Annotated in this window: 12 protein-coding genes; 6 read left to right on the top strand and 6 right to left on the bottom strand. The window is 59.1% G+C overall.

Features of this window, described 5'->3' with window-relative positions; genetic code table 11:
- Together ADB02_RS03490 and ADB02_RS03495 are read right to left on the bottom strand one after the other, a co-directional pair.
- On the bottom strand, positions 1–453 hold a 453-nt coding region (locus ADB02_RS03490), incomplete at its 3' end, for a lyase family protein (protein ID WP_049189680.1).
- A gap of 34 nt (positions 454–487) precedes the next feature.
- Complete coding sequence (locus tag ADB02_RS03495; protein ID WP_016421411.1) at positions 488–937, bottom strand: MarR family winged helix-turn-helix transcriptional regulator; 450 nt, start codon at positions 935–937, stop codon at positions 488–490.
- Positions 938–1,197: 260 nt separating this feature from the next.
- Here ADB02_RS03495 and ADB02_RS03500 point away from each other — a divergent pair, with 260 nt between their 5' ends.
- The 5 genes from ADB02_RS03500 to ADB02_RS03520 all read left to right on the top strand — a co-directional run bounded on the left by ADB02_RS03500 (position 1,198) and on the right by ADB02_RS03520 (position 5,948).
- Complete coding sequence (locus ADB02_RS03500) at positions 1,198–2,484, top strand: MFS transporter (RefSeq protein WP_049189681.1); 1,287 nt, start codon at positions 1,198–1,200, stop codon at positions 2,482–2,484.
- A gap of 134 nt (positions 2,485–2,618) precedes the next feature.
- Complete coding sequence (locus ADB02_RS03505; RefSeq protein WP_048760510.1) at positions 2,619–3,347, top strand: amino acid ABC transporter ATP-binding protein; 729 nt, start codon at positions 2,619–2,621, stop codon at positions 3,345–3,347.
- Positions 3,348–3,362: 15 nt separating this feature from the next.
- Positions 3,363–4,304, top strand: a complete 942-nt coding sequence (locus ADB02_RS03510) for a glutamate ABC transporter substrate-binding protein (RefSeq protein WP_049189682.1) — start codon at positions 3,363–3,365, stop codon at positions 4,302–4,304.
- Positions 4,305–4,323: 19 nt separating this feature from the next.
- Positions 4,324–5,010 carry an amino acid ABC transporter permease gene (locus ADB02_RS03515; RefSeq protein ID WP_048733083.1) on the top strand — a complete coding sequence of 229 codons (687 nt, stop codon included), beginning with the start codon at positions 4,324–4,326 and terminating at the stop codon, positions 5,008–5,010.
- A complete protein-coding gene (locus ADB02_RS03520) occupies positions 5,010–5,948 on the top strand; it encodes an amino acid ABC transporter permease (protein WP_016421416.1) in 939 nt (312 codons plus the stop codon). The genes ADB02_RS03515 and ADB02_RS03520 overlap by 1 nt, the downstream gene beginning before the upstream one ends.
- A gap of 216 nt (positions 5,949–6,164) precedes the next feature.
- On the opposite strand, the gene ADB02_RS03525 is transcribed toward ADB02_RS03520, so the two are convergent.
- Positions 6,165–7,976: a BCCT family transporter gene (locus tag ADB02_RS03525; protein WP_049189683.1), complete on the bottom strand. Its 1,812-nt coding sequence runs from the start codon at positions 7,974–7,976 to the stop codon at positions 6,165–6,167.
- A gap of 209 nt (positions 7,977–8,185) precedes the next feature.
- On the opposite strand from ADB02_RS03525, the gene ADB02_RS03530 reads away from it, so the two are divergent.
- The gene (locus ADB02_RS03530; RefSeq protein ID WP_016421418.1) at positions 8,186–9,772 is read left to right on the top strand and encodes an alkaline phosphatase D family protein; all 1,587 of its coding nucleotides are present in this window, start codon (positions 8,186–8,188) and stop codon (positions 9,770–9,772) included.
- A gap of 36 nt (positions 9,773–9,808) precedes the next feature.
- On the opposite strand, the gene ADB02_RS03535 is transcribed toward ADB02_RS03530, so the two are convergent.
- The 3 genes from ADB02_RS03535 to thiS are packed head-to-tail and all read right to left on the bottom strand — an operon-like array spanning position 9,809 to position 12,131.
- Positions 9,809–11,011 carry a ThiF family adenylyltransferase gene (locus ADB02_RS03535; protein ID WP_049189684.1) on the bottom strand — a complete coding sequence of 401 codons (1,203 nt, stop codon included), beginning with the start codon at positions 11,009–11,011 and terminating at the stop codon, positions 9,809–9,811.
- Positions 11,011–11,895, bottom strand: coding sequence for a thiazole synthase (locus tag ADB02_RS03540; RefSeq protein ID WP_206540532.1), 885 nt, complete (start codon positions 11,893–11,895; stop codon positions 11,011–11,013). Before ADB02_RS03540 ends, ADB02_RS03535 begins: the two co-directional genes overlap by 1 nt.
- Positions 11,896–11,897: 2 nt before the next feature.
- Entirely contained in the window at positions 11,898–12,131 is a 234-nt protein-coding gene (thiS, locus tag ADB02_RS03545; RefSeq protein WP_049189685.1) for a sulfur carrier protein ThiS, read from the bottom strand.
- Positions 12,132–12,138: the final 7 nt, after the last annotated feature.

Here is a 12,138-nt window from a genome sequence, read left to right on the forward strand (position 1 = left end):
GTGGGAACGACCCGCCATGACCAGCGACTGGTACTCGGAGGCCTTCTCGGCAGTGCGGGCGGCAACGGCAACGGCCTTGTCACGCACGACCTTCAGCGACTGCAGAACCTGCAGCTGCTCGACGTTTTCAGTCAGGTCTCGTGAGGTCATTCCCTTGTGAATGTGCTCGGTGCCAGCCAGTTCACAGAACTCTTCAATGCGGGCCTTCACATCGTGGCGAGTAATACGCTCACGGGCGGCAATGGAGTCGAGGTCAACTTGGTCGATGACCTTTTCATACGCCTCGATAGTGCCCTCCGGAACCTCAATTCCGCGGGCGACCTGGGCCTTCAAAACTGCAATCCAGAGCTTGCGCTCGAGGATGATCTTGTACTCAGGGCTCCACAACTCCGCCAGAGTCGCAGAGGCGTATCGGTTAGCAAGGACGTTTGCAATCTTCTTTTTCTCAGCCACGCCCTCAAGTATTCCATGACCCCGGCATCCGCGGTTATCTAGGCCATGGGTGACCACGCATTTCTTCCACGCCTTCGTTGAATTTGCGCATCAATCGCACGAACTCTGCGAGCTCCGCGTCCTCCCAGTCGCAAGTGATGTCATCGACGGTTTTCTTACGCGCCTCAATCTCCCGGTGCAGCAACTCCAATCCCTTATCAGTTGCGCTATGCACTTTGGCGCTTGACGACGGCGCAGACCTCTTCGCGATATACCCCTGGCGCATAGCGGCGGCCAGTTGGCGGTGCACTGTAGAAATGTCCAACCCCAGTGCATCGGAGAGCTCCGCGACTGTCATATCCGGCTGCGCTTCCAGTCGCGCTAGCAGTGCCGCGGCGGAGCGATCTAACAGGATGTCCTTGCGGTGTGGTCGGTAGCCGCTGGAACTCACCCGGGACAGCAGCATGTTCTCGTAAACGAGCGCGGCCAGGTCGTCGTTTCGCACGGTGGCAGTCAGTCCTTATGTCGCCTTATTTCGGCCCGTTAGTGGGTCTGCGAGATGTATCTGTTTGCTTAATTCCTCACCTATTCTAGCGTGCCGCGGACAGAGTTAATCCCACGGGAATGCATTTGCATCATACAAACCAATTGTTATAATTCGACCCCTAACTGCATTTTTGCACGATACAAATACCGGAAAGCAGTTTTGCCACAGCACTAATTCCACGATTGTTTTCAAACGAGAAAAGAGACCGTACTTTCAGCATGACAACGCATACGACCACACAGACCAGGCACAAACAGAACGAGCAGGACGAGCAGCGCGGACAAGACAAGCTCTTCTCCCCCGCCTTCATAATCAGCTGGCTGATTAACTTCAGCATGTACCTGGTGTTCTACCTTTCAATCACGGTCATGGCGCTCTACGCCGTCCAGCGCTTCTCCGCCTCCGACGCCGCCGGTGGCTTCGCCGCCAGTTCTTTCGTTGTCGGTGCCACCATCGCTCGCCTCTTCTCGGGCTACTTGGTGGACACCTTCGGTGGTCGCAAAATCATGCTCGGCTCGCTCACTGTCATCGTTGCAGCCTGCGCCGCCTATATTTGGGCCGCTTCCCTGCCGATCTTAATTACGATCCGCATCATCCACGGCCTGACCTACGCTTTCGCCTCCACCGCCGTGATGGCCGCCGCCCAGACCGCCATTCCCGCTTCGCGACGTGCAGAGGGCACCGGCTACATATCACTCGGCACCACTCTGGCCACGGCCATTGGTCCAGCTCTTGGCCTGGCTCTCATTGGCTCGGTCGGCTACAGCGTCCTCTTCGCCACCGCCCTCGGCCTGTCCGTTATAGGTCTGGTGCTGGCGCTAGTCCTCCCACAACACACCGAGCCCACCACCGTGGCAGACAAGGCCGAGGCCACCGAGGATTCGTCGGCAAGCGAGACGAAGCGCGCGTTTTCCTTCGATGACATCATGACACCGAGCGTCGTTCCGATTGGCCTGTTCATGCTGCTCATTGGCTTGGCGTACGCGGGCGTGATTACGTTCCTGAACCGATATTCGCAGCTGGGCGGCCTGACTAAGGGCGCCAGCTTCTTCTTCATCGCCTATGCGGTGGCGATGATGGCGGCGCGTTTCTCGCTGGGACGTCTGCAGGATCGCCGTGGAGACAACCCAGTAATTGCGATTGGCCTGGTGTGCTTCACTATCTCGCTGCTGGTTCTATCTTTCGCTAGCGCTGACTGGCACGTCATTGTCGCCGGTGCGCTCTGCGGCCTGGGCTACGGCACTCTGATGCCGGCCTGCCAGACGATCTCTGTACACCTAGCCCCGGCACACAAGCTCGGCACCGGCATCTCGACGCTGCTGTTGCTTGTCGACGCGGGCATCGGCCTCGGCCCAATCGTGTTGGGTTCGGTCGCCACCGCAGTGGGCTTCGACAAGATGTACGCGGGCCTGGCGGCTGTGGTGGTTCTCGCTGCCGTTTTCTACTGGTTCGTACATGGCCGCAAGCCTGTTGCGCAGCGCCATCACGTAACTATTCAGAACTAATCAGCCAACAAACCGCTATCACGGGACATAAACCACAATCACGGACGGCTGTCTGAAAAGGAACACCGATAACAGTTATGTGCGGTGAGTCACCTATACTTTCCCCCATGACTGAATCATCCACACCACAGAGCATGATTTCGATTGCCGGGGTGAATAAGTACTACGGCGACTACCACGCTTTGCGTGATATCAACCTGGAAATCCCAGCTGGTCAGGTCGTAGTCATCCTCGGCCCCTCCGGCTCCGGTAAGTCCACACTGTGTCGAACCATCAACCGCCTGGAAACCATCGACAGCGGCGAAATTCGCATCAACGGCAAGCTTCTTCCCGAAGAGGGCAAGGAACTCACCCGCCTGCGCGCTGAGGTTGGCATGGTTTTCCAGCAGTTCAACCTTTTCAGCCACATGACCATTCGGGACAACGTCACGCTGGCGCCGATGAAGGTCCGCAAGCTCTCTAAGGCCGAGGCTCGCGAACGTGCTGACAAGCTGCTCGCCCGTGTCGGCATTGCGGAACAGGCTGACAAGTATCCGGCGCAGCTCTCCGGCGGTCAGCAGCAGCGCGTCGCCATCGCACGCGCCCTGGCTATGGACCCGAAGGTCATGCTTTTCGACGAGCCCACCTCGGCACTCGACCCGGAAATGATTAACGAGGTCCTCGATGTCATGACCGACCTGGCCAAGGGCGGCATGACCATGGTCTGCGTCACCCACGAGATGAGCTTCGCCCGCCGCGTGGCCGACCGCATCCTGTTCATGGCCGACGGTGCGATTGTCGAAGACACCGACCCGGAGACCTTCTTCACCAACCCGCAGAGCGATCGCGCCAAGGATTTCTTGGCCAAAATCGTCGGACATTAGGCAGGGCTGGTCACTATGAAGTTTTCACTCTTACGAGGAGGCCGGGGGCGCAGTCGCAACCGGGGCCGCCGAGGTGTCGTCGGCAAGCGAGTTGCGGCGGCTGTTGTAGCTGTTGCCACGACAATGAGCCTCGCGGCCTGCGGTAGCGGCGGACCCCGAAACCTGCTGGCCGATATCGAGGCCGGACACGTGACGCTGGGTACGAAGTATGACCAGCCGGGTCTCGGTGAGCGCACTCCGGACCGTGAGTTCGCGGGCGTCGACAACGATGTTTCCCGCTACGTCATTGAGTACATCGCCAACAAGAACGGTTGGGATGTGCCCGAGATGGAGTGGCGCGAGACCCCGTCCGCTCAGCGCGAGACGCTGATTAACAACGGCGAGGTCAACATGATCGCCGCCACCTACTCCATCAACGCTGGCCGCCTGGCTGCCGTCGACTTCGCCGGCCCGTACCTGGTCACGCACCAGGCACTGTTGGTGCGCGGTTCCGAGGGCATCCAGGGGCTTGACGACGTCGCCCCGGGCACTCGCCTGTGTTCTGTATCCGGCTCCACCCCAGCGCAGAAAGTCAAGGACGCTCTACCGGAGGTGCAGCTGCAGGAGTTCGATACCTACGCCGCGTGCGCGGAAGGTGTGAAGCAGGGTGTCGTCGATGCTCTGACCACCGATGCGACTATTCTCGCGGGCTTCGCCCAGCGCTACAAGGAGCGCTTCGGCGACGACTTCCGCGTGGTCGAGCTGCGCAACCCCGATGGTTCCTACTGGACCAATGAGTACTACGGCATCGGCCTGCCCAAGGGTGATGATGCCAGCCGTGAGGCCATCAATGAGGCGCTGGAGTCGCTGTACGACACCGGTGAGCTTCAGAAGATCCTGAAGAAGCATTTGGGCGACAAGTTCGATCTCGACGACAAGCCGGCAATCGGCGATCTGTCGTTCGTAGAGAAGAAGTAGGAAGGGGTGCGAGCAAACAATGAATCCAGAACTATGGAGTGAAATGGGGCCGGAACTGCTTCCGGCTTTCTGGGTGACCATCAAACTGACGATTGCTTCGGCAATTGGTTCCCTGATTTTTGGCACGCTTCTCACCGCTATGCGCGTGAGCCCCGTGGGAATCCTGCGTACCCTGTCAACTTGGTACATCAACATTGTCCGCAATACCCCGCTGACGTTGATTGTGCTGCTGGCCTCAATGGGTCTCTACTACAACTTGGGGCTGCTGCTGGCTGCGGAGAATGACTCCTTCATTGTCAAGCAGAACTTCCGTCTCGCGGTGTTGGCCTTCGTTGCCTACACCTCGTGCTTCGTTGCGGAGTCCCTGCGCGCCGGTATTAATACTGTGCCGTTCGGGCAGGCCGAAGCCGCCCGCTCCCTGGGGCTTAGCTTCGGCCAAAGCTTCCGCTACATCATCTTCCCGCAGGCGTTCCGTGGCGCTATCGTGCCGCTCGGCAACACCCTGATCGCGCTGACCAAGAACACCACGATTGCCTCGGTAATCGGTGTGGCTGAAGCGTCGCTGCTGATGAAGACCATGACCGAAAACTACGCCAGCGATATCCTGATTATCTTCGGCATCATCGCTGTCGGCTTTATTATTCTGACTCTGCCGACCGGCCTGTTCTTCGGCTGGGCTGGCAAGCGATGGGCGGTGAAGCGCTAATGGCTACTCGCGCAACAGTTCTTTACGACGCGCCGGGCCCCAAGGCTCAGCGCTTCAACCGAACCCTCACCTGGATCGTGGCTGCAATCACCGTTGCGATCCTCGCCTGGGTCGGAATGAAGCTGGCCGACAAGGGCCAGTTCGAGGCGAATAAGTGGTCGTTCTTCCTAGAATCCACAACCTGGACCACGTACATTCTGCCCGGTCTGGTCAGCACCATTGTCGCGGCTGTCGTCTCTATTGTGTTGGCACTGGTTATTGGTGCTCTCCTGGGCGTCGGTAGGTTGAGCCCGGTCGCTCCGGTGCGCTGGCTGTGCTCGGTGATTGTCGAGTTCTTCCGCGCCATTCCGGTGCTGGTGCTCATGCTGTTTGCCTACTCGGTGTTCGCGCTTTGGCAGCTGTTTCCGTCGAACTACCTCGGCTTTGCCGCCGTTGTGTTTGGCCTGACCATGTACAACGGCTCCGTCATTGGCGAGACGCTGCGTTCCGGCATCGAGTCGCTGCCGAAGGGCCAGCGTGAGGCTGCGATTGCGCTGGGTCTCTCCCACCGCCAGACGATGGTCACCATTTTGCTGCCGCAGGCCGTCGCCGCCATGTTGCCGGCGATTATCTCGCAGATGGTCATTGCGCTGAAGGACTCCGCGCTGGGTTACATGATTGGCTACGTCGAGGTTGTCCGCTCTGGCCGCCAGCTTGGCGAGTACTACGGCGCCATGATTCCATCGCTGGTCGTCGTGGCGATCATTCTCATTGCCATCAACTTCGGCCTGGCCAACCTTGCCGAGCGTATCGAAAGCCAGCTCCGCGCCGGCCGCGCCCGCCGCAACATCATTGCGAAGGTCCCGCATCAGCCTGATGTCGGTGTCACCACCAAGGACCAGGCCAACGTGGATTGGCACGATGAGGACTACAAGGACCTCCGAGGCACCTACGAGTAAAGCTAATCACGGCTTAACGCCACACTTGCTTTACGACGAACACAGCGACGCCGCCCACGGAAACTGCTTATGGTTTCCGCCGGGCGGCGTTTTTGTTTGGCTACGGCCTTTGCCTTCGCTCCTATCGATGAGCTACTCACTGATGGCCACGCTACAGCGCAACGATAGGTGAATAGCGTGGCCACAAGTGCCGGGCACTACTGCGACCGTGCTCTACTACGACTCAGACTTCGTCCCCGACTCCTCTGGGCTCTCTGATTCCGACTTTTCGCCAGACTCAAACTCGCCTTCAACGACCACATCGGACTGAATAACCAGACGTCCCTCTTCATCGTGGGTGTACTCAAAGCGCGGCAGCTCATTGCCCTCTTCGTCGTAGCCCGGCGCGGGTGCGGCTTCGTGCTTCTCCAACTTCTCTGGAGTATCGGTCTTCTCCCACTGGCGGGTAACCGGCTTGCGCACTGCCATGTGGTCATCACTCATGCCTTTGACCAAGGAGTACATCATCACAAAGTGGAGGAAGAAGAACGGTACACCGATAACAATCACGGCAGACTGCAGCGCTTCCAGTGCGGTTTCACCAGAAATCAGCAGCAGAGAAGCTGCCACAGCACCAATCATGACGCCCCACAGCACGCGGTAGAAGGTCGGAGCCTTGTTTTCCTCACCGGTAGACATCATGTCCATCACCATCGAAGCGGAGTCAATGGAGGTGACGAAGAAGATCATAATCACAAAGAGCGCAAACACACTGACAAGGGTTGCCAGTGGGTACTGCTCCAGCAGGATAAATAGAGCCGGCGAGGGATCCCCTCCTTCGACGACTGGTTCCGTCAGAATGCCCGGCTGCTCATTTTCCAGTTCGAAGCCAGCGCGGCCGAAGATAGAGAACCACATGATTGACACGATTGTCGGCAGTGCAATCACACCGGCAATGAACTGACGCACAGTACGGCCGCGGGAAATACGGGCGACGAACATGCCCACAAATGGCGACCAGCAGATTGTCCAGGCCCAGTAGAAGACCGTCCAGGCGCCCTGTTTCCAATTCGGGTTGACGTCGTAGGAGTCAGTCCAGAACATGATGCGAGGCAGCGCATCCAAGTAGACACCTGTCGTATCGACGGTCTGGCGCAGCAGCGTCAATGTCGGGCCCATGAGCAGCACGAAGACCATCAATGCCATGGCGGCCCAAATGTTCGCATTGGACAACACCTTAATACCTTTGTCCAGACCGCGGGCCACGGAAATCGAGGCAATCACAATAATGATGGCAATCAGAATGAGCTGCACCATCGAGCTTTCCGGGGTACCGATTACACGTGCAGCACCGGAGTTAATCTGCAGCGCACCCATGCCCACCGATACCGCGATACCGACGACGGTACCGATGATGGCGACGGCGTCGATAAGCTTGCCCGGCCATGAGTAGATGCGGGTACCGAGCAGCGGCGCGAAGATGGAGGAGACGCGCGGCGGCAGGTGACGCTTGTAAATGAAGTACCCCAGCGCGAGCCCCGGCAGCGCCATGATGACCCACATGTGAATACCCAGGTGGTAGATGGTAAATGCCATCGCAGTGTTCTGAGCTTCGCGGCTCATCGGCTCTTGACCGAACGGCGGGTTGTAAGCGTGGTTGAGCGGTTCAGCCACGCCCCAGAACATCAGCATGGAGCCAGTACCACCGGCGAAGAGCATGCCGAACCACTCGGCGATGGTGTATTCGGGCTCTTCGTCATCATCGCCAAGCTGGATGCGTCCGTAGCGGGACACAAACAAGCCGATGAGGAAGATAAAGCTTGCCGAGACACCACCGATGAACAGCCAGCCCATGTTAGACGTAACCCAATCGGAAGCGGCCGAGTAGGCATCCCGAGCGGTATCCCCCAGCGCTATGGTCACTGCCACAAAGAGGACAATGAAACCCATCGCCGTCGTGAAGATCAACGGGTCGGTCGGCAGGTTCTTAAGAAAACCGCCCGACTTCTTTTCTTGCGTTTTTACTTGTGGCGTTTGTGTAGATCCCATTATCGGGGTCAGCGCCTTTCACTTCTAGATTGTTTGTCTCAGAAAAGACAGCTCGGAAGACACATTCCTCCCAAGTCGGTTATCTACGTTACAAAAGGAAGCCCAGTCATTCTCAATAACTAAGCCTTTGTTCTGTAATTGCGACTTTTTCCTTCGAGTTCACGCTGGTTTAACTGAACGTCAAAGTGGAAAACCTATCGTTCGACTCCATGCAGCTTTCCCGTCGCAGCGCTCTACGTTTAGGCGCATCCACCGCACTTGCCACTTCAGTCACGCTCGCTCATGCCTCTAGAGCTGCGGCTTCAGCTACACCGGGTTCGCCGTCACTGGCCTCCCCAGGGTTACTGCGTTCTCGGCCACAGCTCACCCACGGCGTTGCAAGTGGCGATATCCGCGGCGACGGCGCATTGATTTGGGCTCGCTCAGACCGCCCCGCCCATATGGTGGTTGAAACTGCTGCAACTGAGAGCTTCCAGAATGCCAAGGTATTCCGCAGTAACTCTCTGTTAACTCCAGACACTGACGGCACCGGACGTCTACGTGTCGTCGGTCTCGAACCGGGGCAGGAAATCTTCTATCGTGTCACGCTCGAAGAGGCAGATACTGGAATCTGCTCTGATCCCGTTATCGGCACCTTCCGTACTGCCCCAAACCGCGCATCCAACATCCGCCTGCACTGGTCCGGCGATGTCGCAGGTCAGGGTTGGGGAATTAACGACGAAATCGGTGGATACACCGGCTTTTCCACCATGATGGAGCGCAATCCAGACCTATTCATTCACTCAGGCGATACCTGCTATGCCGACGGTCCGCTGGATGAATCCGTCACGCTTTCCGACGGCACTGTGTGGCGCAACCATGTCACTCCGGCCAAATCCAAGGTTGCTGAAACCCTCGAAGAGTATCGTGGCCAGTACTCCTACAACCTCATGGACAAGAACTACTTGGCCTTCAATGCGCAGGTTCCGCAGCTAGTCCAGTGGGATGACCACGAAACAGTCAACAACTGGTACCCCAACGAAGTCCTAGACGATGATCGCTATACCGAGCGCGATGTCAACACCCTGGCCAAGCGTGCCTACCAGGCCTTCCATGAGTGGCAGCCAATTGATCAACAAATGGCTGTAGATGGGCGCGTCTACCGCAAGGTTTCCTACGGCCCGTTGCTAGACATATTCATTCTGGATATGCGCAGTTACAAGGGAGAAAACACTTCCAATAATCCGCGCTCGACAACCGAAGAACCAATCCTTGGCGAAAAGCAGACCAACTGGTTAATCGACTCCCTCAAGGACTCCCGCGCGACGTGGAAGATTGTTGCTAATGACCTACCGCTTGGAATCATCGTCCCCGACGGCGACGATGGTGACCAAGAAAGCGTATCCAATGGTGCCGCCGGTGCACCTGCAGGACGTGAACGTGAAATCGCCCGCCTGCTCAGCGCCATTAAAGATGTTTCAAATGTCGTCTGGCTCACCGCCGATGTGCACTACACCGCGGCTCACCACTACAGCCCAGAGCGCGCACAGTTCACCGACTTCGCACCCTTCTGGGAATTCGTCTCCGGTCCTCTCCACGCGGGCGCATTCGGCCCCAACGAAATGGATTCGACCTTCGGGCCGAAGGTGGAGTACGTCCACGCACCGGGTAAAGACAATGCCAACGCCGACCCCACACAGGACTTCCAGCACTTCGGCGAAGTCGATATCGACGGCGACTCACGCGAGATGACCGTCCGTCTGCTCACCACTCGTGGCACCGAGTTGTGGTCGACAACGCTGAAGCCGCAGGCGTAGGCACACTGTTCAACAGCGCGTGGCGGTAGCCACTAATTAGTGCGTTCCGCCACGCTTTACGACGGTCTCCTGCCCCGCAGCCTGCCAGGCCACAATGCCCCCGTCCAGATTGATGAGCTCCGGTATGGCGCCATCAGCCTCAATCTCGCTGGCCAGCAGCTCAATCGCCTGTTGCGAGCGGACCCCCGAGTGGCAGTGAATGAGAACTCCCTCTGCCCCAGTTGCGACACCGTCAGCCTGCGCAAGTGCCTCATTCACAGCAGCCCACCCACGGCTGCGAATGTCGCCGAGCGGTACAAGCACCGATCCGGCAATGGCGACCTCCGCGTGCTCATCGGGTTCACGTACATCGATGAGAGGCACTCCCCTGGCAAGAAGCTCGTGCGCCATGTTGGGACCGATGCTGCGCACGCTCTGCGCCGGGTCCTCTTCATCCTCGGACCACGATGCTGCGCACACCTGCGCAATTTCGGTCAGGTCGGAAACGGGTTCGCGCTCCGGGTCGGCTGCAAAGGACAGTGTGCGGGTGGTTGCCTCCAGAGCGTCGATAAGCACGAGCTTGCCGACGGCGACCTTGCCGACACCGGTGAGCACCTTGATTGCTTCGACGACCATCATGGAGCCAATCTGTCCGACCATTGCGCCGAGGACACCACCTGCGGCGCACGACGGTACGGAGCCGGGGTCGGGGATGTCGGGGTAGAGATCGCGAAGCATGGGTCCGTGGCCTGGCCAGAAGACGGACAGCTGCCCGGCGAACTGCAGAATCGTAGCCCAGACCAGCGGGGTTCCGGTCAGCTCCGCAGCATCGGAGGACAGATAGCGGGTGGCGAAATTGTCCGCGCCGTCGAGCACTACATCGTGAGTGGCAAAGAGCTTCTCGGCATTGTCGACGCTCAACCTGTCGACAATTGCGGTCACCGATGCCTCGGAGTCGAGGCGCCGCACGGCATCGGCGGCGGATTCGGCCTTCGGGCGACCAATGTCAGACTCGCGGTGAATAACCTGGCGCTGCAGATTGGACTCGTCGACCACGTCATCGTCAATGATGGTGATGTGTCCGACCCCTGCACCTGCCAGGTACAACAACGCGGGCGATCCGAGGCCACCAGCTCCGACGACGAGGACGCGGGAAGCTCGCAAAGTTCGCTGCCCCTCAGCGCCAAAGCCCGGCAATGTTAGATGCCGCGCGTACCGGCGAAGGTCGCGATCCGATAGATTGACACCCTGCTCAGCCATTACAGGGAATCCTGCTCGCGTGCGCCGCTGACACGCTCGGTGATGATTCCCTCAAACGACGAGCTCGCCTGAGCCAGTCGGCGGCGTGGAATGCGACCGGACTCGCGAGCAGTCAGACCCGCTTCAACGCCGAAGCGCATCGCCGTGGCCATGCCCACCGGATCATGCGCACGCGTCACGGCGGATGCCAGCAGCACCGCATCGCAGCCCAGCTCCATTGCCTGCGCTGCCTCGGAGGCGGTGCCGATGCCCGCGTCCAGGATGATGGGCACATTCGCGCGGTCAACAATCAGCTCGATGTTGTGTGGGTTGAGAATTCCCAGGCCAGTGCCAATCGGAGAGCCCGCCGGCATGACCGCCGCACAGCCCAGATCCTCCAGGCGCTTGGCCAGCGCCGGATCGTCATTGGTGTAAGCGAAAACCACGAAGTCGTCAGCCACCAGCTGCTCCGCAGCGGCGACCAGCTCGACCGGGTCCGGCAGCAGAGTGTCCTCGTCGGCGATGACCTCGAGCTTCAGCAGGTTGGTCTCCAGCGCCTCGCGGGCCAACTGCGCAGTCAACACCGCGTCACGAGCGGTATAGCACCCCGCGGTATTCGGCAGCGCCGCGATATTGTTGCGCTGCAGAATCTCAAAAACGTTCTGCTTCGTGCCGGGCGTAAAGCGGCGCATCGCCACCGTAGTCAGCTCGGTGCCCGAAGCCACCAGCGCGCGCTCCAGCGTATCCATACTGGTCGCACCGCCAGTTCCCATAATCAGACGGGAGTTCAATTCCAGCCCACCAATGCGCAGCGGTTCCTGTGTAAGTTCGCGCGTCAGTTCGCTCGCCGCCCCGGTTTCGTTTGCTTGTGCGGACATATTTTCCTGTGCGGACTTCTCAGTCATCTCTAGCCTCCCTGAACTGCTGTCACGATGTCGATTGCACCTGCCACGGGCGTGGTCGCCCACTTGGCACGCGGAATCACCGCACCATCCACGGCTACTGCAATCCCCAGGCGGGTACCGTTCGCGGCGGTGCCGTCGTCGTTAAGCGCGTGCCCCGTGTGCTTTGCGACGAGATCTGCGACCATCTCCCCCGCAGCCGGTGTGTAGCCTTCGCCATTGAGTGTTGTGGTGGACATAAGCGAG

It is taken from the genome of Corynebacterium sp. 212_CJEI, assembly GCF_001055915.1.
Taxonomy (GTDB): domain Bacteria; phylum Actinomycetota; class Actinomycetes; order Mycobacteriales; family Mycobacteriaceae; genus Corynebacterium; species Corynebacterium jeikeium_D.

Excerpts from the sequence above, each read along its gene's own strand:
- ADB02_RS03540 (WP_206540532.1), bottom strand. The coding sequence starts at position 11,895 with ATGACTGAGAAGTCCGCACAGGAAAATATGTCCGCACAAGCAAACGAA.
- ADB02_RS03505 (WP_048760510.1), top strand. The coding sequence starts at position 2,619 with ATGATTTCGATTGCCGGGGTGAATAAGTACTACGGCGACTACCACGCT.
- ADB02_RS03525 (WP_049189683.1), bottom strand. The coding sequence starts at position 7,976 with ATGGGATCTACACAAACGCCACAAGTAAAAACGCAAGAAAAGAAGTCG.
- ADB02_RS03500 (WP_049189681.1), top strand. The coding sequence starts at position 1,198 with ATGACAACGCATACGACCACACAGACCAGGCACAAACAGAACGAGCAG.
- ADB02_RS03530 (WP_016421418.1), top strand. The coding sequence starts at position 8,186 with ATGCAGCTTTCCCGTCGCAGCGCTCTACGTTTAGGCGCATCCACCGCA.
- ADB02_RS03515 (WP_048733083.1), top strand. The coding sequence starts at position 4,324 with ATGAATCCAGAACTATGGAGTGAAATGGGGCCGGAACTGCTTCCGGCT.
- thiS (WP_049189685.1), bottom strand. The coding sequence starts at position 12,131 with ATGTCCACCACAACACTCAATGGCGAAGGCTACACACCGGCTGCGGGG.
- ADB02_RS03520 (WP_016421416.1), top strand. The coding sequence starts at position 5,010 with ATGGCTACTCGCGCAACAGTTCTTTACGACGCGCCGGGCCCCAAGGCT.
- ADB02_RS03510 (WP_049189682.1), top strand. The coding sequence starts at position 3,363 with ATGAAGTTTTCACTCTTACGAGGAGGCCGGGGGCGCAGTCGCAACCGG.
- ADB02_RS03535 (WP_049189684.1), bottom strand. The coding sequence starts at position 11,011 with ATGGCTGAGCAGGGTGTCAATCTATCGGATCGCGACCTTCGCCGGTAC.